Below are 24359 nucleotides of genomic sequence, written 5' to 3'. Positions count from 1 at the left end.
GCTAGCGAAACCTAGCCGTTATTGATAAAGAGACAATCACTCGGTAAAAGTTCCACCTGACCAGAATGGCCGTCTAGTCGTAGCCATTGACCTGTTTGGATCACCTCTAGGGCATTGGGCACATTTACGATCATGGGTAAGTTTTGCTCGCGGGCTAACCTTGCCCCTTGGGAAAATAAGCTACCTTGAGTCGTAATAACGCCTTTAAGTTCAGGGAGATAAGGGAAAAGCCTTTCGTGGAGATAAGGGACAATTAAAATATCATTGTTGCTGATTCTGGGAGGCTGTTGCCAACGAGAGCAGCGTTTTGCTTTAGCAATGATTGAGCCTGTACCAACGCTTTGTCCCTTTAATATTCCCGACATCTTTAAACATCGATCGGCGATCGCCTCTGGTCTTTTAGGTTGCCCATAAACAAGAATTGGTGGCGGTGGTGACTGTTCTTCTTTATCCTTTGTTTTTGCCTGTAGCATCCGACGGTATTGAATTTGTAGCCTTAATGTTGCGCTGTCTGTGGAGGTGCTGAGCTGATTGATTTCTGCTAAACGGAGCCAGAAAATATCGGCAGCACAGTCTAGTTTCTCCGCTGCTACCCAATGATCGGCGATCGCCAACAGTGACCATCGGAGTTGCGCAAGGCAATGGTAAATAAAGTCTTCAATGGTCTTTAATCGTTTTTCTGTACGGCTGAGGGACTCTTGTCGCCAAGATTGTTTGCCAAAAGATGGCGATGGTGATGCAGACGATGTTTGATTATTGAGTAGCTTTGTAATCCGCTTACGAATCCCTCCAGCGTCTTCCTGCCAACGTTTCTGGGCAAGTTCCCAAGGATAATCTCCTCGATGCCCATATTCTGTCAGCCACTGCTCGATTTGCTGAAAAATATTTTTGCCATCTGGTTGATCGGCGAGTTGGGCAAATAATTCTGCTCGACTGGCGGTTTGGGTTTCTCCTTGGGGCAATAAATTTTGAATATCCCTCGCAATGCGCAAGAGTGCCTGTTGAGCTTCTGGAGGCTCAGCGGATGGTTGCTTCACTTTGAGGAGCGATCGCCGGGTACGCAGAATAATATGGCCTCGAACATAATGGGCAAGCAAGCAACCAGTTAACGCTTGTAATTGCTCTATATGTTGATTAAGTTCTGTGAGACTGAGGTTCTCTGTCGCATTACGGGAAAAGCGAATCGTTTTTAAAGTTGGGGCAACCTGCCGTTGGATATCTTGTGCTACAGTTTTTGCCCAATCTTGATCCCAGCGGAGATATCGATAAAACAAGCGTGGGTGCGTTAAAACTGTGCGGAAGCGTGCGTTGGTGATCTTGGGAAATGTCTCCCAATCTAAATCCAGCTCTTGGAGCAAGCGATCGCCCACAGTTCGGTTGTAATAGCTATAGCCCCGGTAATGAGTGACGAAATCTGGTGGTGCTGCGGGAAGACTTCTTTGAGAAATGCTTGGTTTGGGTTGAGGCGTAACAGTAAACGTTTGGAAAATCTCGGCGATCGCCTGTTCTGCTGTGTGTTTAAACAGAGATGCGCTTAAAGGCTGGAGTGGATGCGGCACAACGGTTTGTAGATAGTCCCTCGTCCAATGCTGTTTGAGACTCTGGATTGGACGTACCCCTAAAATCCAGATTTGTTTGCCATCGAAGCACCATTCCATCGACAGCGGTGCGATAAATTCTTCCTCAAGGCAGCGACTTAATTTTGCCGCCTCCTGCATTAAAGTTAGTGGCGGCAAGCGGGCAGGTGAAATCTTTTCCTGTAAGGTTGGTTCCTCTAAACCGTAATACTGCAAGGGTGTGCGATCGCCGACGATGAGTGGCGTAATCATATCTGCCAATACTTCCGTTAATGGTTCTTGGCTGTGGCGATAACCGAGAGGAGCACGGCTGTAGGTAATTCCCGACCAAATGACTTGGGGTTGCACTTGAATTAAAATGCTTTGCTGGCCGAGTTCTTCACGGGAAAAAGTACTTAAAATAGCTGACTCTAAGGCTTTGGCGCTGGCAAGTTGCTCGATGGGAATTTGAAACCGTTGGCTCGGTTTTTCGCTAGATAATCGCACCATGAACGGGCGATCTTCATCGGGCTTGAGAAATTGCAGTAAAACAAATAAATCATCCCCTGCCCCTAAGAGCCAACCGGGAAGTACCGAATAACCCCGCTGTTTCAGTTGGCTGAGAGTTGCCGCCGTTTCTCCGACCTGACTGCGATTGAGGGGTTGATCTAATGTGGCAAATTTTGCCTCTGGTTTAAAAAAGCTCCAAACTTCACGATTATTCGGTGCAACGCTACTAATCCAAGCCAAAGTGCCACTCAGGGCGATCGCCGCCACAATATACCCAGACTGATCACCGTGGCGAATCACCAGAGCCAAACTAATGAGAGTGATCATTTCCCAAATACCTCGGCGGATTTGTCGGAAGAACGTCAATCCCACCAATCCAATAAATCCCACCAGCAAAGTGATTTGGTAATCATGGAGCAATAATCCGCCGAGCACCGCTACCATTGCTGTTTCCTGCCACCGCCAGTAACGACCCATCACCAATGCCAATAATCCTAAAAGCTCCCAAGCCGAGGTCATCGCGAAAAATTGCCGTGTCAGAATGATAATTCCCATTCCAAGGGCTAATTCAGTGATAAATTGCGCACGCTCGTTAAATCGAGTCGGACGGCGATCGCCCCCTTGCGGAAAAACGACAAATGCCCCTAAGCATGGCGCTGCGATTAGAAGAATCAGACAACCCCAAACCTGTGTCATTGTCATCATGATGTTTGGTTAAACCGTTAAAAAGGTATCGATTTTTTGCACCACATTTCGCAGGATTTCTGGCTCCTGCACCAAGGCAAACCGCACATAACCTTCGCCCATCTTGCCAAACCCAGAACCAGGGGAGAGGGCCACTCCTGTTTTAGCGACTAACTCGGTACAAAATTCGATGCTGGTTCCTTCCCAACTCTCAGGTAGCTTTGCCCAAACATATAATGTTGCGTCTGGTTTTGGGACATCCCAACCCACTTTATTTAGAGCATCTACCAAGGCATCTCGGCGGGCTTTGTAGACGGTGACATTTTTGGTGATTGTGTCTTTGTCTTGTTGTAACGCGGCGATCGCCCCAGAGAGAGTGCCTGCATATTGATTAAAATCAACCACCGCTTTTAATCGACGTAAACCCTGAATAATCTCGGCATTTCCAACAGCGAAAGCAATGCGAAAACCGCCCATATTAAAGGATTTCGAGAAAGTGAAAAATTCAATTGAGCAGGATTTTTGTGGGTCAGCCTGGAGCGCGGAAGGGGGTTCTACCTCCCCAAAATACATATCGTTGTAAGGGAAATCATGTACTAGGACAATATCGTTCTCTTGGCAAAAGGCAACGGCTTTTGTGAAAAAATCTAAGGTTGCAATTCCAGTGGTTGGGTTGTGGGGATAACTGAGGATCATTAAGCGTGTGCGGGGCAAAATGTCCGAAGGAATCGCATCAAAATTGGGTAAAAACTGGTTTTCTGCTGTTAATGGTAAATAGTGGATTTTTCCATTTGCTAAGGCCACACCACCTGTATAGGACGGATAACCAGGATCGGGTAGCAGTGCCACATCATCTTCATCCATTAGCACTAATGGCAAATGGGCCGTGCCTTCTTGGGAGCCAATCAATGGTAAAACTTCTGTTGCTGCATCAACTACAATGCCATAACGCTCGGTATACCAGGTGGCGATCGCCTCGCGAAAGGCTTGGGTATTACGGTGGAGGACATAGCCATGGGTACTCGGATCATCGAGTGCTTTGTGGATTGCGTCGATGGCAATTGGAGAAGCCGGTAAATCCGAGGAACCAAGGGATAGATCAATTAAAGATTGACCAGTAGCGACTGCAGCAGCCTTTGCCTTGTCCATATCTGCAAAGACATTGGCTGAGAGCTGCTCTAATCGCCGAGAAAAGTACATAAAATCAATAAGAAATTAAAGTTGTGCTTCGACAAATGTCTGTAACCCTTGTTTCGTAATCGCGCCTTCGTGGCTCGCGACGATTTCTTTTGCCTTAAAAAAACGTAGTGCTGGGACACCTTCTACTTGGCATTTCGCAACAGCATCAGGATTCGGGTCGATCTCTAGCTTCACAACCTTGAGGCGATCGCCATATTCTTGAGCCGCCCAGCTGACAGAAGGGGACACCAGACGACAGGGACCACACCAGTTTGCCCAAAAATAGACCAAAATATCTTGATCACTAGCAAGGACTTCCTGATCAAACTGAGAATCGGTGATTTCTAAAACGCTGCCACTCACGAGCGGTGAACTCCTTTGCTTAGTACGATAAAAACGAACGATTTTCTACGTTAACAGTTTTCGGTGATCGCTGACACAGGGGCTTTATGAAGAGCAATACAGTGGCGCATCCAAGATATAAAAAAGTGAGGTAAGGCACTAAATGATGACCTCCACCCCACATGATTTTGACAAAATCTAATAGGCATTAAACCTAAACGCTTAAAGCCAAAGTTTGTTTGATTCGTCTTCTGTTTTACGGTGATATTTTTAAATATTTTTCATCTGAGCTCTGAGTGCTTCTAGCTCCGCATCAACCTCAGAAAAGTCTGCTTCAGCAGCAGTAGAATCCTGTGGTTCACTGGGCGTATCGGCTGTTTCTGTGCCAGTAAGGGCAGGGGTTGGATTCTGAGCTGCTTTTAGCATTGCCAGTTCATCATCCACAGAACTTGATGCTTCTAAGGCTGCAAACTGTTGCTCTAGGTTGGAACTCCCAAGAACATTAATAGATTCGGACTGGGCTTCTAGCTCCATAATCTTGTCTTCCATTCGCTCGAAAGCACCCATCGCACTGCTGGTGTCGATGTTGTTCATGGTGTTTTGGAGTTGGGCATTGGCCTTAGCTGCATTGGCCCGAGCCTTAAGCATATCTTTCTTTGTTTTTGCCTCTTGGATTTTGCTTTCGAGGGCAATAAGGTTTTCCTTAAGGGTGTCAACCTGCTGAGTCTGCTGAGCTAATTGCTGTTGGAGGGTTGCGGCAGTGTCGGCAAAGGTCTTTTTACGAACTAGGGCTTCACGGGCAAGGGCTTCATCACCTTTTCCGATTGCCAGTTCAGCACGCTTTTGCCAATTGGTCGCTTCAATTTGATTTTTGTTGTATTGCTGTTCTGTCTTTTTCTGTGCGGCGATCGCCCGGGCAACGGACTGGCGCAATTGCACCAAATTTTCGCCCATGTCTTGCACGGCTTGCTCGAGAACCTTCTCAGGGTCTTCAGCCTTGCTGACCATATCATTGAGGTTCGCTTTAACAACACGACCAAGACGATCTAAAAATCCCATGATGCTTTATCTCTAAACTGAATTTAGTGCAACGTTTTTAATATCTACTGAGTCACAAAGGTGATTCAGCTTACTCATATCATTTTAATCATTGGATTTACATTTCCACTGTTTATTGCGGTAAATCCTTGACTTTTTAAAACTTCAAGAGTGTTTGGGAGCGTATCCCCTTCAATATAGCAATTTGTGATTTCGGGTCATATGAAATCTTGATATTGATATTGCGCGATCTGCATTAATGGTGAACCTCCCTAGTGTGAAGTGGGCTCATTAATGCTCATCTCCGCCATCATTTTGGGATAAACCAGAATGAAAAATATCATCCATGCCCCCAATGGAATGGCAACAATGCTTGTTAGCCAATAGCGATGGAAGAGTAACCAACTTCCGGCGATCGCCCCATTACCCGTGAGCAAAATTGACCAAGGCTGGCACCACCATGGTTTGTATTCCCACACATCAAACTTTTCAGTCTCTGGTTGTTGCTGCATCAATATCACTGATTCCTAGCGTTATCCTTAGAACAACGATAAAGGATAGACATAAATTTTCGTACAGAGTTAATCGCTGCTCTCCCAAACGTTTTTAGGATCGGAGATAGTCCGAGTTTTACGCTAGCTATGTTGATGCGCCCTTCAGTTTTCGCTGCCGTCTTAAAATCCTGTGCCATCCTAAGTTTTGCTGGTGGATTATGGATTGCTGCTCCAAGCCTTGCAGAAACAGAACGTGATTATCTTCTTAATGAGCAGGGTGAACTCACGGCCGATGATGAACAGTTAGATAGTGGTCATTATCTTGATGCGTATGCAGTGGATACTGTCCCAGATCAAAATTTAGTCATTCTTTTGGGAAGTGATGATTTTGATAGCTATCTCTATGTGTTTGATGAGGAGTGGAATAAGCTTGCTGAAAATGACAACTATCAAGACACTCACTCTGGTTTGATCCTGGACAATCCAAATGGCGGCAAGATTAACATCGTTCCCTCTAGCCATGACCCAAATCAGTTGGGTGTTTACTATTTAACTGTTCGAGATGCGTCTGATGTTGAAACTGCCTATTTAGACGCAGAAAAGTTGTCTACAGAGGCGCTTGCTTTATATGAGGAAGGATCGGAAAGTTCCTTACGGCAGGCTGAGGAGAAATGGCTGACGGCCTTAGAACTCTTCCAGCAGGTGAAAAATGTGGCGTGGCAAGCCAGTACGCTTAATAAACTGGGTCTCGTCTCAGATTTACTCGGCGAAAAGGATGTTGCATTGGAGCGATACGAAGCATCTCTGGCTTTGCATCAGGAAGCAGAAAATCCGCCTGGTGAGGCCGCAGCTTTAAATAATATTGGTCATTTATATTCCAGTACTGGCGACAAGCAAAAAGCATTGGAGTTTTATACGACAGCCTTAACGTTGATGCGAGAAATCGGCGATCGCCAATGGGAGGGGACAGCCTTAAATAATATTGGTGCTGTGCACCATGCTTTGGGAGAACTAGAAATTGCCCTCGAATATTACGAAGAATCGCTGCCTATTCTGCGGGAAGTGGGTAATCGTAGCGGCGAAGCACGTACCCTTAGCAGCGTTGGGGCAATTTATGACGTGTTGGGAGATCGCCAAAAAGCTCTAGATCATCATGCTCTAGCATTAGCGATTTATAGCGAAATTAATGACCGTAACGGAGAAGCGACTGCGCTTAATAATCTCGGTACTGTCTACGATGATCTGGGTGAGGAAGACCTTGCCCTGGAATACTATGAGGCTTCTGTTGTCTTATCTCGTGAAGCTGGTGAGCGTTTAGGGGAAGCGCGTACCCTCGGTAATATTGGTGGCATTTATCGTAATCGTGGTGAATACGAAAAAGCTGTGGAGTATCTCCTCGAAGCGCTACCGCTCTTGCAAGCAATTGGCGATCGCTTTGGAGAGGCCACGACGCTGAGTGATATCGGACTGATTTTTCTTGACGTTGGTCGGCCAGAGCGGGCGCTGGAATATTACGAGCAGGCGCTTCCCATTACGCAGGACACAGGTAACCGTCCCGGAGAAGCCAGTGTTTTAAATCGTCTCGGTCGTCTCTATGCAGAACAGGATGAGTTGGCTAAGGCAATTGATTATTTTCAAGAATCTTTAACTCTGTCCCAAGCGATGGGCGATCGCCCTGGGCAAGCGTTGCAGTTTTACAATATTGCCTATTTTGAACGACAGCAGAACAACACGGAAATAGCTGTCACCGCCATTGAATCGGCCATTGAAATCGTCGAAGATTTAAGGGTGAAAGTGGCTAGTCCCGAGCTGCGGCAGTCATACTTTGCAACGGTTCAATTTTATTACGAGCTGTATATTGAGCTGCTGATGGAGCAGGAAGCCAAAAATCCGAACCAAGGCTATGCGCAGAAAGCGTTTTTGGCGAGTGAACAATCCCGTGCCCGTACCCTCCTCGATCTGCTGACCGAAGCGAATGCTGATATTCGGGAGGGGGTAGACCCAGATTTGCTGGCACAAGAGAAAGAGTTATTGGCGACGCTAGATTTGGTGGAGAAAGCGCGAGTCTCCATCTTGAATGATCCGAAGAGCACATCCACAGAGAAAAAAGAAGCAGATGAGAATTTGGCGATCACCACGAGTATTTATAAAGACCTCCAGACTGAGATTCGACTTGCTAGTCCGAAATATGCCAATCTCAAATACCCGGAACCTCTTTCAGTAGAAGAGTTACAGCAAAATATTCTGGATGATGATACGGTGCTGTTTCAATATTCGCTCCACCGTAACAAGAGTTACCTGTGGGCGATTAGTAAAGATGATTTTGTCAGCTATGAGCTTGCTAATCTCGGTACCTTGCAAACTGCGATTGAGCAGGTGCGCCAAAATATTACGAGCATTCGCCTCAATCTCCCGCCCCACCTAGAACGTGTTCGTACGCAACAACGCCTGAATGCGATCCAAACCCTCAGTGAATTGGTGCTTGCTCCTGCCCTTGATGAGCTGGATAAAAAACGATTGGTAATTGTCGCGGACGAAGATTTGCACTTTATTCCCTTCAGTGTGCTCAGTCTCAGTGGTCAGGAATATAATCCCCTTGGCGATCGCCACGAAATCGTCAATGTACCTTCCGTGTCTGCGCTGGAAAGTTTGCGGGTGAATGAAAATACACCGATTCAATCAGATGCTTCCCTCGCGATGATTGCGGATCCGGTATTTAATAACCAAGATTGTCGCCTGGATGGTGGAGCACCAATTTGTGACAATCCAACTTCTGATCCAGATCCAACATTTGCCTCTGGTCAGACCCTCGATTCCCTTGCCCTAAAACGGTCTGCAAAGGGCTTTGATGATGTGAATTGGGATCGATTGCTCGGTACACGCACCGAAGCCCAAAGTATTTTAAATTTGCTCGCCCAACAGTCTGGAGATACCTTACAAGCCTTTGATTTTGATGCGAATCGAGATCTGATGACAGGCGATCGTCTGGAGGATTATGACTTAATTCACATTGCGACCCACGGCTTTTTGAATACTGTGGAGCCCGAATTATCCGGTATTGTCTTTTCGCTAGTTGACCAAAATGAAAATCCCCAAAATGGTTTTTTGCGGCTGAATGATGTCTTTAATCTCAAACTGAATGCCAGCTTAGTGGTACTGAGTGCTTGCCAAACGGGATTAGGCGATCAAGTCAAAGGAGAAGGTTTGGTCGGCCTGAGTCGTGGCTTTATGTATGCGGGTGTACCTCGTTTGATTGTGAGTTTGTGGCAGGTGGATGATGCTGCTACTGCCGAATTTATGACGCGTTTTTATCGTCTATTACTCAAAGAAAATCTTGCCCCGGCGGCGGCTCTCCAACAAACCCAACGGGAGATGCGCACCGAAACGGAATGGCAACATCCGTTTTATTGGGCAGCGTTTATTTTCCAAGGGGATTGGCAGTAACTACCGAATAATTGTGATTTCCCAAAAGAGGGACGAAAACGGATAATGGTGGGCGGTTTACTGCTTGGTGATGTGCGATGTCCGGTTACATTTTGACTGCCCCCGCGAAAATTAATCTCTATCTCGAAATCTTGGGCGATCGCCCGGACGGCTTCCATGAGCTCGTGATGGTAATGCAGACAATTGGTCTCCGTGATCGCATTGAAGTCAAATCCCAGCGTGGTAGCGGCATCAATTTATATTGCCAACATCCCCAAGTGCCCCTCAATGAAAGTAATATCGCCTATCGTGCTGCTCAACTGATGATGAGTCGTTTTCCGAAGGCCTATGACAAGTTTGGTGGCGTCGATATCACTATCGAAAAAAATATTCCAGTAGCGGCAGGTTTAGCCGGAGGATCGGGGAACGGTGCAGCGGTATTGGTCGGATTGAATTTGCTCTGGCAATTGGGATTGACCCAGCCTGATTTACAAGAATTGGCTGCTGAACTGGGATCTGATGTGCCGTTTTGTATTGGTGGAGGCACGGCGATCGCCACGGGGCGTGGTGAAATTCTCGACCCGTTGCCTGATTTAGACGGCATTCCAGTTGTGCTCGCGAAATATAGCAATATTGCCGTTTCAACTCCATGGGCTTACCAAACCTACCGCAAGCAATTTGAAGAAGGCTATCTACCCGACGACGACAGTTGGCAGGCACGCATGAAGCAAATCCATTCCGGCGGACTAATTCAGGCGATTCAACAGAAAAATATCGAGGCGATCGCCGCTGAACTCTACAATGACCTCGAAAAAGTTGTCTTGCCCGAATTTCCCCAGGTCAAAAAATTACGCGATTGTTTCGCAAAACATGGAGCGATCGGCACAATGATGTCTGGCTCTGGCCCTAGTGTGTTTGCTCTCTGTAATTCCGTCACAGAAGCCAATAATCTCAAAACAGCAGTCGCCGCAGAACTTAATGATGCCGATTTAGATCTCTGGGTGACTCACATCTCTTGTCATGGCATTAATGCAACACTCATCGAATAATCTTTCTATATATGTGAATCCTAAGAGAAAGAGATTGCTTTATTTCAATGTTTTACTAATTTGTTTTTCATTGAACTCAAAGATTACTGTGATCACTTAAGTGGCAAAAAGAGATTGAGTACAAAAAATAGACTTCTCTCCGTATTTAAACGAATAGTTTGTTAAGTCTAGAACGACAAAAGAATGTCTGTATTTTATCTATTTAAAGCTTTAGTAAACCTTCGAAAATATCAGTTTAATTACGGATGTGAGTATCCTGAGAACTTCCTTATAGTGTTGTTGTCTTCGAGATTTTCAGGCTGTATCGACCTCAAAGAATGAACTGAATTTGGTCTTAGGATTAGGTAAAAAATGAGTATCAAAAAATTATTAGGTTTAGGTTTAGTTGCCACAGGGGCGATCGCCAGTAGTTTAATCGTAGTGAAACCAGCAGAAGCATTTGTAATCAAAGATGGCTGGAATTATGAAATCGATGTTTACAATGATGCGACTCCAGTAAGAACTGATGGTAGTAGTGCTTATGAACTTTATGGTATGGCTTACAAAGTCTCCAATGGTATTGCCACAATTGCCATAAACTCCAATATGGTTCTAGAAGATGGATACGCATCAAGCGGCTCAGAAGATGGCAGACTTGATTTTGGTGATCTGCTGATCAATTTCAGTGGAGATGATCTACAGACAGCAAGTGCAAATGCTGACTTGTTCGGTATTCGATTTGCTCCCAACAGTGATTCTGGTGTTGCGGAGATTGGTGTCTATGAGGATGTTACGGCTCAGTTAGCACCGGGAAATTTTCAGTGGGATAGCCTACAAGCATATAACGATGTTTTAGCACCGTACGACATTAACCCCAGTATTGGTGATGGCAGTGTCTTTAACAACATCGATGATTACTTTGGTGGGGCATCTGGTCAGCCATTAAACTCTATTGCTTCTGGCAATAAAATTGGTGATATTGAGATGCTCTCCCCCGAAGAGATTGCCAGTTTGGGTCTGGATTTCGGCTATTTCCATGGCGCTAAGCAAGGGAATCAAACAATTGCCTTTAGCTTTGACTATGGTTTGCTACCTGCAGGATCCGCTCTTTACCATCTAGGGTTTGAGTGCAATAACGATGTGATTGGAGGAGAGTTTGAAGGAGAAGCTGTTCCAACACCTGCTGCTATTCTCCCCGCCATTCTTGGTATGTTTGGCGCTGCATCCCGCAAGAAAAACTCTGACGATGAGCAACTCGCTTAACTTTGAGTCTTCTTTATCAATTGACTTTTATATAAGAGAGTTTTGATGGCGTTGGGCGATCGCCAATGAACTCTCTAACGACCCCAAAAGTTATTTTCCTCGTATTGCATCGAGTGAAAAACTTCTGGGGTCGCTTTTTCTTTATTTATCTATGTGGCGATCGCCATTTTGCTCGATCTGCTTTGTTGACCATTTGATTCTTACAGAGAAATGCAAAAGGAAACACTTATGTGGATATAGAAAATAAGGATAAGAAAAAGAATTTATCACCGTATTAAAACGGATATTTTATAAAGTCTGATCTGAAAAAAGAGAGGTCTTATTTTTGTCCTTTAAAGCTTCCATGAATCTCTGAAAACCTCCGTTTAAATACGGATGTGAGTATCCTTAGGGTTTCCTTATAGTGTTCTCATCTGGGAAAGATTTAGGCTGTATCGACTTCAGAGAAAACATAGATAAATTCTTGAGATTGGGTAAAAAGATGAACGTCAAAAAAGTATTGGGTTTGGGTTTAGTTGTTACTGGGGCGATCGCCGGTAGTTTTCTTGCTGATGTGAAACCAGCGGATGCCTTCGTTGTTAAAGATGGCTGGAATTATGAAATAGATACTTTCAATGATGGCTTAGGCTTTAATCGCCATGGTAATAGTGGCTATGAAATCTATGGCATGGCCTATAAAGTTGCTAATGGCATTACAACAATCGCTATTAACTCCAATATGGATCTAGAAGATGGGCGCTCAAACGGTGCTTCAGATGATGGAAGATTAGATTTTGGTGATCTCATTTTTAATTTCTCTGGTGATGACCTACAAACAGCCAGTGAAAATGCAGATCTCTTCGGTATTCGTTTTGCACCAAATAGTGACTCTCTCGTTCCTGTTGGCGTGTATAGCGACGTAACGGCTCAAATGGCAGCTGGCAATTATCATCAGAAGAATCTCAAAAAATATAATAAAAAACTAAGTAATAAAGGTGTTACCGCTAGCATTGGCGATGGCTCGATCTTCAAGAATGACGATGCATATTTTGGTGGCGAATTGGCTCAGCCTCTAAACTCTATTGCTTCTGGTACAAAAGTGGGCGATATTGACATGCTCGATGTTGAAGAAGTCGCAAGTTTAGGTTTAGATTTCGGTTATTTCCATCCATCAAGAAAAGAAGGTGTTCATACGATCGCCTTTACGTTTGAGTCAGGCTTCTTCCCCAGAGGCAAAGGTCTATATCACCTTGGATTTGAGTGTAATAACGATGTGATTGGTGGTGCTTTTGAAGGAGAAGCTGTTCCGACTCCTGCTGTAATTCTGCCGACGATTCTTGGTATGTTTGGCGCTGCATCCCGCAAGAAAGATGCGGAAGATGAACTCGCATAGCATTGCATTCTCCTCATAATCTGTCTTTTCTTAAAATATCCTTGATTGCGTTAGGCGATCGCCTCATAGATACTTTGTTGTCTTGACCGGCGATCGCCTATTTTCTTGTCTCTTAATAATCCAGCACAATCTCAAAAAACTGATGTTAAGGTGTTGACGAATCGAGTGTCGCTTTGGATAAAGTGTCGCTTTGGATAACTCGACTGCATCTACTACAGAAACATGTAGTTAGAGCTTAAGGATTGGGTAGATATGAAACTCCGAAAAGGATTGGGATTGGGCTTGATGACCGTTGGGGCGATCACTGGAGGCTTTGCCGTGGAAAGACCAGCCGATGCATTTGTTGTGCATAATGGCTGGAATTATTCGATTGATACCTATAACGACTCCACACCATTCGACGCCAATGGAAATGGACTCTATGAAATTTTTGGCACCGCCTATAGAGTGGTTGATGACACCGTTACCGTGGCCATTAGCTCCAATGTCAATTTAGAAAATGGTGTTGATTCCCTTTCGGCAGAAGATGGCAAAGTTCATTTTGCTGACATTCTGTTGAATTTCACTGGCAAAAGTTTAGATGAAACGAACGGCGAATTATTTGGCATTCATTTTGCTGCGAATAATGATTCCGGTGTTTCTGAGCTCGGTATTTATAGCAACGTGACAGCAACATCCGTGTCAGACATTAATTCTGGTTGGAATTCTTTGCAGGAATATAACGACAGTGTCTTAGGGAATGGAGTTACACCGAAAATTGGGGATCTGGTCTATGACGATTCCTATTTCGATTTAGATCAAGCTACACCTACATCAATTAGTTTAGGGACGAAAATTGGCGATATCGAATTTATCTCCAATGTGAATAGCTTGGGACTAGATTTTGACTTTTTTGGGAATGCTGGCTCAGAGCTGATCGCATTTACCTTTGATAAAGGATTACTCCCAACAGGGAAAGCCCTGTATCATCTCGCGATGGAATGTAATAACGATATGCTTGCTGGCCATTACGAATCTTTTTCAGATCATCCGAATGAGGTGCCGACTCCTGCCATGATTCTCCCTGCCATTCTCGGCATGTTTGGCGCTGCATCTCGTAAAAAGAATGACTCAGCAGAGTGTTCTGGATTCTGATTTCGCTGCATAACCTCACAAAAGTTTGAGTCGATTGAGATATTCAAGGGGCGATCGCCTAGCAATAGATTTAATTATCTAACCTGACGTGAGTTCTGGATAAGGAAAAGAGACTCTAATTGAGTTGGAGAGAAGGTATCTTAGGCTGATGACAAGAGGCAATCAAGCCACAGAGCAAATTGACGCAGAAGTTCGCTGGACTACGATGGCGAGAATGCTCAATCTGAGAAATGTTCTTCAGTTGGTCAATCACTGTTTCAATCAAAGCTCGTTTATGAGCGATGAATGTATCTTGCCAGAGCATCAAGCGATTCTTCATATTGCGGCGAGGCTTAGCAATTAACATCACATCATGTTCTTCTTTGAGATGTTGTGCCAGAGCTTGGGACACATAGCCCTTATCTCCAAAGACTTTGCTGAATAAATTCCGTAACAGTTCGACGACAGGCTTTCTGTCATCAATATTGCCAGGAGTGATTTGTACATGAAGTAATTCTCCCCGATCATTAATGACCAGATGGAGTTTGAAGCCAAAGAACCACCCAATAGAGGTTTTCCCTCTAGCGGCATGACCGTTAAAGACTCGATGTCGGACAATACGGCGATTGTGACAAACTTTGATACTGGTGGCATCAATGAAACTAATGCCTGTGCAATCTCCATAACAGTCACATAAATAACGTGAGTTCGGATAAGGGCGTTGCAGAATAGGAGTATGAATTTGAGGATGCAGACCCAATGGAATGTCCAGAATGCCAATCTGCTCATATCCGTAAGAACGGAAAGAAAAAAGGCAAACAGAATCACATCTGTGTAGATTGCGGTCGTCAGTTTATCGACCGCTACAGCCAGCTCGGCTACTCAAAGTCCTTCAAACGTGAAGGCCTCAAAATGTATGCCAACGGTATGGGCTTTCGAGCCATTGAACGGGTGAAAGGAGTGCACCACACTACCGTAATCACTTGGGTCAAAGAAGTCGCTGAATTGCTACCTGATGCTTATGCACCTGAGCAGGTGCCTCAGGTTGGCGAACTCGATGAACTTCAAACATTCGTCGGTGCTAAAAAAATAAGGTCTGGCTCTGGACTGCCGTAGACCACTTTCAACCAGGTATTCTTGCTTGGACTATTGGTGACAGAAGTGCAGAGACATTCAAGCCACTATGGGCAATCGTTAGTCTCTGGAGATGCTTCTTTTACGTCACAGATGGCTGGAAAGTTTATCCCATCTTTGTACCCGATGGGGACCAGATTGTCAGTAAGACCTATATGACTCGCGTCGAAGGAGAGAACACTCGATTGCGGCATTATCTCGCTCGACTCCATCGAAAGACCTTATGTTATTCAAAGTCTGTGGAAATGTTAGAGCATTCGATTCGATTGCTGATTCACTATCTCAAGTTCTGGGATGTTCCTATCCCTCGACCCTCATAGATTCATACCTCAATTCACCAACGCCAAAAAATCAAATCCTTATGCTTGATAACCCGATCTTCTCTGGTGATCGGTTTGGCTGCATAGGCAATGTAGGTGAGCACGTCATAGATATCGCTTTTTTCGGCATTGATAATCCGGGCGATCACCTTCAGTTCTGCATCGCCATAGCCTTTTTCTGTGAGTCCGGTGAGTAACGATTTACGGGTATCAGGACGGCTCCAAAGGGTGCGTAATTCGGTTTCATCTTGGAATAGGTCGGGAATATCACCAAACAGTTTTTTGATAAATTCTTCAGCAGAAATGGGTTTACCGTCTGCACTCCAAAAAGTGGTGGTTTGGGTCTGTTCGAGTTCTCGTTCTTTCCCGTCAGCTAATTTGATTTTGACTTTACGGTTTGTTCCTTTGGGTTCAACTGTATAAGGATTATCAGGCCTGTCTTTTGCTCGATCTGATCCATTGCCAGATTTTGGGTCAACAACTACGGGTTCTTGGGGTTCGCCGTCCCATTCCTCATCTTGAAAATGTTCGTAGGCTTTCACGAAATCGTAAATGGTGAAATAGTCTTTGTTATCGAAAAGTCTTGTACCGCGACCGATGATTTGTTTAAATTCGATCATCGATTTAATGGGACGCATCAGCACAATATTTCGGACGTTGCGAGCATCTACCCCGGTAGAGAGTTTTCTGGAGGTGGTGAGGATGGTGGGAATCGTTTTTTCGTTGTCCTGAAAGGTTTTAAGGTTTGTTTCGCCAATGCTGCCATCGTTTGCAGTGACTCTCACACAGTAGTTTGGGTCGGTGCTGATTTTCATCTGGTTAATCAGATCCCGTACCACTAGGGCATGGTCTTGGGTGGCGCAGAAAACTAAGGTTTTTTCATTCTGGTTAATGGCTTCCATGAAAAGCTGTACTCGTTGTTTTTCCCGCTCTTCCATCTCGATGATGCGGTTAAAGTCTTTTTCTTCATAAACTTTGTCTGTATCGATCTCGCCTTCGAGCAAATCATCATCAGGGTCGTATTGGTATTCGTCGAGGGTTGTGGTGAACTGCACGACTTTGAAGGGAGTCAGGTAGCCATCGTTAATGCCTTCTTTGAGGGAATAGGTAGTAGAGGGGTTCGCCAAAGTATTTGTAGGTGTCGCCATTGAGATCTCGTTTGGGAGTGGCGGTTAAGCCTAGTTGAACGGCCGAAGAAAAGTATTCGAGGATTTTACGCCATGTGCTTTCGTCGTTAGCGCCGCCTCGGTGACATTCATCGATGATCACAAAGTCAAAGAAGTCGGGAGCATAGTCATAAAAGTGGGCTGTTTCTGCTTCACTTTTCTCGCTCATAAAGGTTTGGAAGATGGTGAAAAATAGACTGCCATTTTTTGGGACTTTGCCTTTTTTCTTGATTTCTTTGGGTTCGATGCGAACGAGGGCATCTTCTGGGAAGGCTCCGAAAGAGTTAAAGGCTTGGTTGGCGAGGATATTTCGGTCAGCGAGAAATAATATTCGGGGTCGGTGGGTCGGTTCACCGCTGATGTTCCATTTGCTCTGGAATAGTTTCCATGCGAGTTGAAAGGCAATAAAGGTTTTGCCAGTGCCAGTGGCAAGGGTCAGCAACATCCGGTTTTCGCCATGGCTAATGGCTGCTAGGACGGCTTCGATGGCATTGTGTTGGTAGTAGCGGGCTTCCCATGTGCCGCCTTTGTCTTCAAAGGGAATCTCTGAAAATCGGTTTCGCCAATGGTTTTCGGTGGGGTAGGTCAGTCCCCAGAGTTCGGCTGGGCTGGGGTATTGGTCTATATATTTTTCTTCCCCTGTTCGCATATCGACTTGATAGATTTTTTCGCCGTTGGTGCAGAGGGCAAAGGGGGTTTTTAATCGTTCTGCGTAATCTTTTGCTTGTCCGAGTTCTTCGGTGGGGTGTAAATCTCGTTTTTTTGCTTCGAGGGCAGCTAATTTTTGATTTTTATAGACCAGTACATAGTCACAATATTTAGAACGGCTGCGCTTGCCAGAACCGACTAACCGACCGGGGGCGATAACTTCTCTCTTGATACGACTGTCTTTCATCTCTCCCCAGCCTGCTGCTTTAAGGGCAGGGCAATCAGTTCGGCTCTGGTTTCTGATTCATTCATTGTCTGGAGGCGGGGATGATGGTGATGAATTCTGTTTGGAAGGCAGGGTCATGGGTGATGACTGGGATTTGTTCGAGTTCACTCTGTGCCATGATCATCCGGTCGAAGGGGTCTCGATGCTCAATGGGTAATAATCCAGCTCTCAGGGCGTGGGCTGTCGTAATACTCAGTTCGAGAAACTGGGCTTGCATCAGAATTTGTTGGTAGTTTTCCAGCAATTCTTTTGCTTCTGGGAGTTTGCTGATGCGGTACTTTGTGGCGATTTCCCATGCGGATGCACTGCTAACTAATATTTGGTTTTGCGGATCTTTGATGGTGGTTTGGCTGGTTTGATCTAGTTTTGGGTCGTTGAAAATCCACCACAACAGGATATGGGTGTCGATTAGATAGCGATTTCCCATTGTTGTAGTTCTGATTCGGGTAGGGGTTCAAAAAATGTGTCGCTTAGCTTGCCCTGAAGAAGTCCGGGGATACGGGGTTTGTTGTCTGCTGACACTGGATTGGGGGGTTGATCTTCTCCGGTGAGGGTTTGGATGTGTTCGATTAGTTTTTGGTAGGCTTCGGCGGACAGGATGACGTGGCTGGGGCGTTTCTGTTTGGTGATTAGGACGGGTTCAAGTTTGGCGCGGTCAAAGATTTTGCCGTGCTGGTTGCGGACTTCGGTGAGGGTGTAGGTCTGCATGACAATTTACGTTTTGTCTATTTTGTACATTTTAGCTTGATCTACTGGGTGAATTGTCCGGTGAAGGATTTTTGTAGGATAACGTGAGTTCGGGTTAAGGAATTAGGATGAAATTCCGACAAGTTAGACTGAAACTCCTATAAATCAAGAGTTTGTTTGGAATTTTATCTATGTAACGTGAGTTCTGGATAAGGAATGATAGGTCTAATCAAGCTGTAAAGAAGGTTTTTTGGGTTGATGGCAGTAAGCAATCAGCCCACACAGCAAGTTCACACAAAAGTTTGTGGGACTGCGATGTCGGGAATGTTCAATCTGTGAGATGTTCTTCAGTTGGTCAATAACTGTCTCAATCAAAGCCCGCTTACGAGCAAAAAGTTTATCTTGATAAACCATCAAATGATGCTTCATATTTCGACGAGGTTCAGCCATTAGGGTCACCTCATGTTCCTCTTGAAGATGCTGGGCTAAAGATTGTGAGACATAGCCTTTATCGGCAAAGACTTTACCCCATAAGTCTTGCCATAACTCCACTATAGGTTGGCGGTCATCGGTATTTCCGGGCGTCACTTGGACGTTGAGTAATTCTCCTCGCTCATTGATGACCAGGTGTAGTTTGAAGCCGAAGAACCATCCCACCGAAGTCTTGCCCCTTGCCGCGCAACCTTCAAAAACACGGTGTTGAGAGATACGGCGATTATGGCAAACCTTGATGCTGGTGGCATCAATGAAGCTAATACCAGTGTATTGTCCGAAGCATCGTCGCAGATATGTACAGAGAGGAATCAAGCTCGAAAGTATCCATGTCACAAAGCGTTGATAGCTCACAGCTAGAGGAAACTCTTGTTGCCAATCGCATTTCACCTTGATGAGATAGAAATGCTTGAAATTTCGATAGTGAGATTGATGGAAAGCAATGAGAATAGTCATCACCTCACTCAGACTGAGGCTTCTCTGACGGCGACGGTATTTTTTGCCAGAGCTGAGTAACGCTTGATGCCATAAGGGTTCAAAGACTTGGCAGAAATCATTAACATGGCAAAACAGAGCCTCTAGACTGGACATGGGAGAAAGCCGTGGATTCGTTACAACTTCCACGATATGGACTTTCTCCTTTTCTTTCCTTATCCAGAACTCACGTTAGGATAGATTGTTTTAACTCGGCAAGGACTTCTAATTTGCGCTGATAGATACTTTCGAGCTTTTGCGTCTCAATCGATAACTGCTTTATTTGTTCGACAATTACTTTTTGTTTTTCTAAAGAAGGAAAAGTTAATTCCAGCAATGATAAGCTTTTTTGATTTAGGCTACTAATGTTAATTCCACCACCACTTTCAGTCAATTTTTTTCGCAACTTACTGGATTTCAAAAAATAGACTGAAAATTGTGGGAAAACATTATCTTTCGTGATTTTAATTCTAATTGTAAACCAAGAATGAGATGTTTTCTCTGTGAGCTTATTTGCAAGTATACAACGTCCAATTAGCTCTTTATTTCCATTAGAACGAACAGTCAAAATATCTCCTTCCTTAAGAATATCTATTTCTTTAATAGTAGAATCTATTGTCACCGATTCCAATTGATTATCCTGAATAAAAAAGTGATTTTGAAAATCTTTTACCCCAACAATTTTAATGACTTCACCTCTGCTGCTTTTTGTGAAGTTAAGACCATTTCTAAAATCAGCGATTGTGCCTAATTTTTCTTCAATCCATTCATCCTCTTTCTCTGTGAAAATTTTGTTTAGATAGCTCTCGAAGAGTTCATCGGCATTAGCTAGATTTCTTTTGGTGTTGTCTTCTACAAGGGCGATCACCTCAAAAACCTCATCTAAAATATTGACAATCTGCTTCTGCTCTTCAAGTGGTGGAACAGGAATTAAATAGTTTTCGATAAATTCTTTTGGAACTCGCTTATGTCCTACAGCTCCAGACATTACGCGTGCGCCTTCAATACGAAAACAATCCTGTGAGAGAAAATAAAATAGATATTCTGGATCTATCTCACCCTTTGAACGAAAAACGACATATTCACTAGACCCAAACCCAACGCCATTTTTTAGATTTCTCGCAATACCTAGTTTACCGTTTTCAAAGCATGGAGTTATTTTTGCAAGTAAAACATCATTGTCAGCAAAATAAACATAGCCTTTACAGCAAATTTCAGCCTAGCAAGGTGTATGAAGTAGTATAGGTGAGTTGACTGGTGAGGAAGAAAGTAGCATCTTGCCGAAAGCCTACTCATTAGACTTAAGACAGAAAATAGTGGATGCCTACGAAAGGGGTGGTGTGAGTCAAAGTAGTCTTGCCCGACAATTTGGAGTGGCGAAAAGTTTTGTACAAAAGCTCCTCGACCAAAAACGACTGACAGGGTCGATTGCTCCGAAAAAACGAAGCCAACAAACACCTCCCAAATTAAACGAAGAGCATCAAACAATATTGCGCCAGTTGCTCACCAAGAAAAACGATGCGACGCTAGCGGAACTATGTGATGAGATGGAGAAACGCACTGGTCTCCGTGTGGCCAATAGCACCATGCATCGCACCTTAAGAAGAATGGGATATAGCCTCAAAAAAAACATTCTATCCAGACCTTAAGGCGACAAAACGAGTGCAACAAGCCAGATATGATTTTTGGCAGAAAATGCAAGCGACTCTAGCGAAAAACTTGATTTTTATCGATGAATCGGGCGTGAACTTAGCCATGACAAGACTGAGGGCACGTTCTGAGAAAGGGAAACGAGCTTATAGTCCGAAATCCAGTAAACGAGGCAAGAATGTTTCTTTGATTGGAGCATTAGGCTTCAAGGGAATGGTCGCTAATTATCATCTGCTGGGGAGTACGGATGGATTAACCTTTGAAGCATTCATCAGCCAGAAGTTAATACCAAACTTATGGGCGGGAGCATGTGTGGTGATGGATAACTGTTCGATTCATTTAGGAGAGTCAGTACGCACAATGATTGAGGCCGTGGGAGCTAAGTTGATTTACCTTCCTCCCTATTCTCCAGATTTTTCACCCATTGAAAATTGCTGGTCAAAGTTGAAAAGTACCTTGAAAAGTATCGGGGCAAGAACTTATCTAGCTCTAGACAAGGCAATTGAGGTAGCTTTTTCCAAGATTACCCTTGATGATATTCGATGCTGGTTTACACATTGCTGCTATTGCACCTCACTCGACTAGAAATTGCTATATAAACATCTTCTAACCTTTTTTCTTCCTCTAGAATCAGATCTTTTGAAAGAATGCCAAGTTTATTCATTGGAACAAATGAGACTAGAGATGCATCAGAAAGATTTTGTTTCGATTCTTTCTTTTGAGGCTTTATTTTACAAACTTCGCTAATTTTTTTGACTTCCCAATTCATCACAACATTTCCCCAATAACCGCTAAAATCTTTGCACTTTCCCGATCCAGATCAGCAATCTCTTTTAAGATCACATCCGGTTCCCGTAACGGTTCCTCTTCCGGCGCATTCGGATTCTTTACCGACAGATCAAACGAGTCCTGATCCACATCCTTCATCTCCACAAACCAAGACCGTTCCGACTCCTTGAAAGACGATTGAAACGCCACAAACTCCTTTAGATCATCATCATTCAGCGGATTCGTTTTCCCCATATTCCGTCCCGGATCAAGCTGATAAAACCAAACCCTTTCCGTCGGTTTCCCCTTCTCAAAAAACAGCACCACCGTTTTTACCTCAGCCCCAAGGAACGTTCCCCCCGGACAATCCAACACCGTATGGAGATTACAAGACGACGTAAGTTCCTGCCGCAACGCCCGCGACGCATTATCCGCATTCGACAAAAACGTGTTTTTGATGACGATCACCCCCCGACCCCCAGCCCTGAGACTCTTAATAAAATGCTGAAGAAAAAGAAACGCCGTTTCCCCCGTCTGAATCGTGAAATTTTGCTTAATCTCCTTTCGTTCCTTGCCCCCAAAAGGTGGATTAGCCAAAATCACATCATGGCGATCCTTCTCCTGAATCCCCTGAATATCCTCCGTCAGCGTATTCGTCTGGATAATATTCGGCGCTTCAATCCCATGCAAAATCATATTCATGATGCCGATGATGTAAGCCAGACTCATAAAGCGTCTGAGTTTGTAGCCTCTCCAAATTCGTCGCACTCTTCACCAACGGACGCAGATATTCATAAGCCTCACAGAGGAACCTCGCCGAACCGCACGCTCCATCATAAATCGTCTCCCCAAGCTGCGGTTTTATCACCTGAATCATTGCCCGAATCAACGGACGCGGCGTGTAATATTCCCCACCATTGCGCCCCGCATTACCCATATTTTTGATGCGAGTCTCATATAAATCCGAAAGCTCATGCTTTTGCTGCTGCGTCTGAAACTGAAGTCCATCAATACTTTCCAGAACTTCCCGCAGATTGTAACCACTCTGAAACTTGTTCGTTAACCCCGAAAAAATCTCCCCAATCTTCGCCCCAAACGTTCCCTTTTCCGCATAGCCTTTAAAACTCGCCAAATAGGGAAAAAGCTCCCCGCTCACAAACGCGATCAGATCATCTCCTACTGCCGCCGTTTTAATCAGTTCACCCTTTTCATCCTTTGGATAAGCCCAACTTTTCCAGCGATAAGCCTCATCCAATAACGGCTCGTATTTTCCCCCTGTTAAAAGCGCTTTATTCTGGCGATCGCCTTCAAGATCATCCAGATATTTCAGAAAGAGAATCCACGAAATCTGTTCCGCATAATCCAACTCCGTTGCACAGCCCGCCTCTTTGCGAAGCACATCATCAATATTTTTAAACGTCTGCTCAAACATAGCCGGGGGAATAGGGAACCTAAGAATCTTACTGGATTGATTCAGACACCACCAATACAGAGAAATAGGAAGGCGATCGCCCTTCTTTCTGCCATGCTACCTTTGCCCAAAGCCTTAAGGGTTGTGGCAGTTTATCAAGACCATCCAGAAACATGGATGTCTTAGATTCGACTTAAGCCTATTTGAAAGACAGGTTCATAGTAGAAACCTCTTGACAGATACTCCGCACTATCAAAAAACTTCTTACTTGGTAGCCTCACTCAAATGATTAGCACCTTTATCTCGCAACTGTGGCGATGGAGCTGTCTCAGCCTCTAGACCTTTGCCAAGGTACTTAGACTTAAGCTTTCCGTTCTGCCGATAACGCAGATACCAATAATAGTGAATCTTCTTACCCGACTTAATGCCCTTCAGTTCATAGCAACCATTCACACTGGCTAACTTCTGATCATCACGACGGCGGCTTAATTCTTTCTCAACGGTGATCGCCAATGCCTCAAGCTTGGTATCGCCCAACTCTGCAACCTGTAACCGCAAGTTTTCAAAACTCGTACTCATGCGTTAGGGCACAGTTCTTGTGGCTTTGTTCCCTAACAGTATAGCAACACTAATGTTACAAAACAAGCATCCTTAAATTCATGAGTCTCTTTACTAGCAAGTAGTTACAATTTGTATTATGTAACATCTATTGAGATTATTCGCAGACATCGTAAATCTGGGAAGTCATATCAAAAGGTTGCAGACTATTTAAACCAGCAGAATATTCCCACAAAACGGGGAAAGCAATGGTCAGCGATGCAGGTCATGAGAATCTGTAAACGCCTTAAAAAATCAGCTGCATAATCGTCTTTTTTTGATTTGGAAAATGAGATCAATCAGCTACCTGTCTTAGAATCGAGTTAAGCCTATTTATTAAGACAAGTATTATAGATGAATAGGGGCGATCGCCTTCTATTTCTTTTTAAAATATTGATCAAGCTTATCGAGTACAGCTAGCCTCTCTTGAGGCTTTCCAATCGCCGCCAAGACTGGCAATCAAGTGAGAACATCTAATTCTGCAAGGATAATATTAAAAAACTCTGCCATAAGCTTATTTAGACTAATACCCTTGGGACATATATATAGTCGTTAAACCAAGAACATAAAGTATTTTCTGGCATTCAGTGAGTTCCTGACAAAAGTACGACACATTGAATCCTGTAAAGCTCAAATCTTGATTGATTTTCTGGACATTCAGTCAAATACCTAGATCATAGAGTTTCATAAACTTCATGAATTAACTAGTCATAGCAACACTATA

The 24359-nt window shown here is 44.3% G+C and carries 24 protein-coding genes and 1 pseudogene; 9 read left to right on the top strand and 16 right to left on the bottom strand.

Annotation, left to right across the window (positions count from 1 at the left end):
- Window positions 1–11: 11 nt before the first annotated feature.
- From LEPTO7376_RS04635 to LEPTO7376_RS04615, 5 genes are all read right to left on the bottom strand, one after another.
- Window positions 12–2771: a PEP-utilizing enzyme gene (locus LEPTO7376_RS04635; protein ID WP_015133070.1), complete on the bottom strand. Its 2760-nt coding sequence runs from the start codon at window positions 2769–2771 to the stop codon at window positions 12–14.
- Between the two features lie 9 nt (window positions 2772–2780).
- Complete coding sequence (locus LEPTO7376_RS04630; RefSeq protein ID WP_015133069.1) at window positions 2781–3950, bottom strand: LL-diaminopimelate aminotransferase; 1170 nt, start codon at window positions 3948–3950, stop codon at window positions 2781–2783.
- Between the two features lie 15 nt (window positions 3951–3965).
- On the bottom strand, window positions 3966–4292 hold the full coding sequence (locus LEPTO7376_RS04625) for a co-chaperone YbbN (RefSeq protein ID WP_015133068.1): 327 nt from the start codon (window positions 4290–4292) through the stop codon (window positions 3966–3968).
- A 249-nt stretch (window positions 4293–4541) separates the two neighbouring features.
- Entirely contained in the window at window positions 4542–5330 is a 789-nt protein-coding gene (locus LEPTO7376_RS04620; RefSeq protein ID WP_015133067.1) for a PspA/IM30 family protein, read from the bottom strand.
- Between the two features lie 251 nt (window positions 5331–5581).
- Window positions 5582–5821, bottom strand: a complete 240-nt coding sequence (locus LEPTO7376_RS04615; RefSeq protein WP_015133066.1) for a DUF6737 family protein — start codon at window positions 5819–5821, stop codon at window positions 5582–5584.
- Window positions 5822–5950: 129 nt separating this feature from the next.
- Here LEPTO7376_RS04615 and LEPTO7376_RS04610 point away from each other — a divergent pair, with 129 nt between their 5' ends.
- The 5 genes from LEPTO7376_RS04610 (at window position 5951) to LEPTO7376_RS04590 (ending at window position 14023) form a co-directional block, all read left to right on the top strand.
- A complete protein-coding gene (locus tag LEPTO7376_RS04610) occupies window positions 5951–9247 on the top strand; it encodes a CHAT domain-containing protein (RefSeq protein WP_015133065.1) in 3297 nt (1098 codons plus the stop codon).
- Between the two features lie 77 nt (window positions 9248–9324).
- Window positions 9325–10275: a 4-(cytidine 5'-diphospho)-2-C-methyl-D-erythritol kinase gene (gene ispE, locus LEPTO7376_RS04605; protein ID WP_015133064.1), complete on the top strand. Its 951-nt coding sequence runs from the start codon at window positions 9325–9327 to the stop codon at window positions 10273–10275.
- A gap of 351 nt (window positions 10276–10626) precedes the next feature.
- Window positions 10627–11517, top strand: a complete 891-nt coding sequence (locus tag LEPTO7376_RS04600) for a PTPA-CTERM sorting domain-containing protein (RefSeq protein WP_015133063.1) — start codon at window positions 10627–10629, stop codon at window positions 11515–11517.
- Between the two features lie 481 nt (window positions 11518–11998).
- On the top strand, window positions 11999–12889 hold the full coding sequence (locus LEPTO7376_RS04595) for a PTPA-CTERM sorting domain-containing protein (protein ID WP_015133062.1): 891 nt from the start codon (window positions 11999–12001) through the stop codon (window positions 12887–12889).
- Window positions 12890–13141: 252 nt separating this feature from the next.
- On the top strand, window positions 13142–14023 hold the full coding sequence (locus LEPTO7376_RS04590) for a PTPA-CTERM sorting domain-containing protein (protein ID WP_015133061.1): 882 nt from the start codon (window positions 13142–13144) through the stop codon (window positions 14021–14023).
- Between the two features lie 115 nt (window positions 14024–14138).
- Here the strand turns inward: LEPTO7376_RS04590 and LEPTO7376_RS04585 are convergent.
- Window positions 14139–14714 (bottom strand): annotated as a pseudogene (locus LEPTO7376_RS04585) (IS982 family transposase); the annotation flags it as partial.
- Between the two features lie 47 nt (window positions 14715–14761).
- Between LEPTO7376_RS04585 and LEPTO7376_RS24405 the strand changes: the two are divergent.
- Window positions 14762–15456, top strand: a protein-coding gene (locus tag LEPTO7376_RS24405) for an IS1 family transposase (protein WP_015133060.1) whose coding sequence is annotated in 2 segments (ribosomal slippage) — window positions 14762–15086 and window positions 15086–15456 — 696 coding nt in all. Because the reading frame shifts where the segments join, the coding sequence is not laid out codon by codon here.
- 14 nt (window positions 15457–15470) lie between these two features.
- Here the strand turns inward: LEPTO7376_RS24405 and LEPTO7376_RS28270 are convergent.
- From LEPTO7376_RS28270 to LEPTO7376_RS04555, 6 genes are all read right to left on the bottom strand, one after another.
- Window positions 15471–16604, bottom strand: coding sequence for a type I restriction endonuclease subunit R (locus LEPTO7376_RS28270; RefSeq protein WP_264308980.1), 1134 nt, complete (start codon window positions 16602–16604; stop codon window positions 15471–15473).
- The gene (locus tag LEPTO7376_RS28265; RefSeq protein ID WP_264308979.1) at window positions 16540–17517 is read right to left on the bottom strand and encodes a DEAD/DEAH box helicase family protein; all 978 of its coding nucleotides are present in this window, start codon (window positions 17515–17517) and stop codon (window positions 16540–16542) included. The genes LEPTO7376_RS28270 and LEPTO7376_RS28265 overlap by 65 nt, the downstream gene beginning before the upstream one ends.
- A 61-nt stretch (window positions 17518–17578) precedes the next feature.
- Window positions 17579–17983, bottom strand: a complete 405-nt coding sequence (locus LEPTO7376_RS04570) for a type II toxin-antitoxin system VapC family toxin (RefSeq protein ID WP_015133059.1) — start codon at window positions 17981–17983, stop codon at window positions 17579–17581.
- Complete coding sequence (locus LEPTO7376_RS23205; RefSeq protein ID WP_015133058.1) at window positions 17965–18264, bottom strand: type II toxin-antitoxin system Phd/YefM family antitoxin; 300 nt, start codon at window positions 18262–18264, stop codon at window positions 17965–17967. Before LEPTO7376_RS23205 ends, LEPTO7376_RS04570 begins: the two co-directional genes overlap by 19 nt.
- A 204-nt stretch (window positions 18265–18468) precedes the next feature.
- Window positions 18469–19326 (bottom strand): IS982 family transposase, encoded by an 858-nt coding sequence (locus LEPTO7376_RS04560; protein WP_015133057.1) that lies wholly within the window; start codon window positions 19324–19326, stop codon window positions 18469–18471.
- 70 nt (window positions 19327–19396) lie between these two features.
- Window positions 19397–20422 (bottom strand): restriction endonuclease subunit S, encoded by a 1026-nt coding sequence (locus tag LEPTO7376_RS04555; RefSeq protein ID WP_225901248.1) that lies wholly within the window; start codon window positions 20420–20422, stop codon window positions 19397–19399.
- A gap of 37 nt (window positions 20423–20459) precedes the next feature.
- Between LEPTO7376_RS04555 and LEPTO7376_RS27315 the strand changes: the two genes are divergently transcribed.
- Window positions 20460–20858, top strand: coding sequence for a transposase (locus LEPTO7376_RS27315; protein ID WP_225901096.1), 399 nt, complete (start codon window positions 20460–20462; stop codon window positions 20856–20858).
- Window positions 20859–20871: 13 nt separating this feature from the next.
- Window positions 20872–21444 (top strand): IS630 family transposase, encoded by a 573-nt coding sequence (locus LEPTO7376_RS27310; protein WP_041763060.1) that lies wholly within the window; start codon window positions 20872–20874, stop codon window positions 21442–21444.
- A 183-nt stretch (window positions 21445–21627) separates the two neighbouring features.
- On the opposite strand, the gene LEPTO7376_RS28260 is transcribed toward LEPTO7376_RS27310, so the two are convergent.
- The 4 genes from LEPTO7376_RS28260 to LEPTO7376_RS04530 all read right to left on the bottom strand — a co-directional run bounded on the left by LEPTO7376_RS28260 (window position 21628) and on the right by LEPTO7376_RS04530 (window position 23617).
- Complete coding sequence (locus LEPTO7376_RS28260; RefSeq protein ID WP_264308978.1) at window positions 21628–22356, bottom strand: class I SAM-dependent DNA methyltransferase; 729 nt, start codon at window positions 22354–22356, stop codon at window positions 21628–21630.
- Entirely contained in the window at window positions 22304–23059 is a 756-nt protein-coding gene (locus LEPTO7376_RS28255; RefSeq protein ID WP_264308977.1) for an N-6 DNA methylase, read from the bottom strand. The genes LEPTO7376_RS28260 and LEPTO7376_RS28255 overlap by 53 nt, the downstream gene beginning before the upstream one ends.
- A 28-nt stretch (window positions 23060–23087) precedes the next feature.
- The gene (locus tag LEPTO7376_RS28250; protein WP_264308976.1) at window positions 23088–23213 is read right to left on the bottom strand and encodes a hypothetical protein; all 126 of its coding nucleotides are present in this window, start codon (window positions 23211–23213) and stop codon (window positions 23088–23090) included.
- Between the two features lie 89 nt (window positions 23214–23302).
- Complete coding sequence (locus LEPTO7376_RS04530) at window positions 23303–23617, bottom strand: hypothetical protein (protein ID WP_015133056.1); 315 nt, start codon at window positions 23615–23617, stop codon at window positions 23303–23305.
- 111 nt (window positions 23618–23728) lie between these two features.
- Between LEPTO7376_RS04530 and LEPTO7376_RS25585 the strand changes: the two genes are divergently transcribed.
- A complete protein-coding gene (locus LEPTO7376_RS25585; RefSeq protein WP_083891051.1) occupies window positions 23729–23902 on the top strand; it encodes a recombinase family protein in 174 nt (57 codons plus the stop codon).
- Window positions 23903–24359: the final 457 nt, after the last annotated feature.

Origin of the sequence: [Leptolyngbya] sp. PCC 7376, from assembly GCF_000316605.1 — a bacterium.
Classification (GTDB): Bacteria; Cyanobacteriota; Cyanobacteriia; order Cyanobacteriales; family MRBY01; genus MRBY01.
The sequence above is the reverse complement of the archived record's forward strand: the minus strand, read 5'-3'. Positions and strand labels throughout refer to the sequence as shown.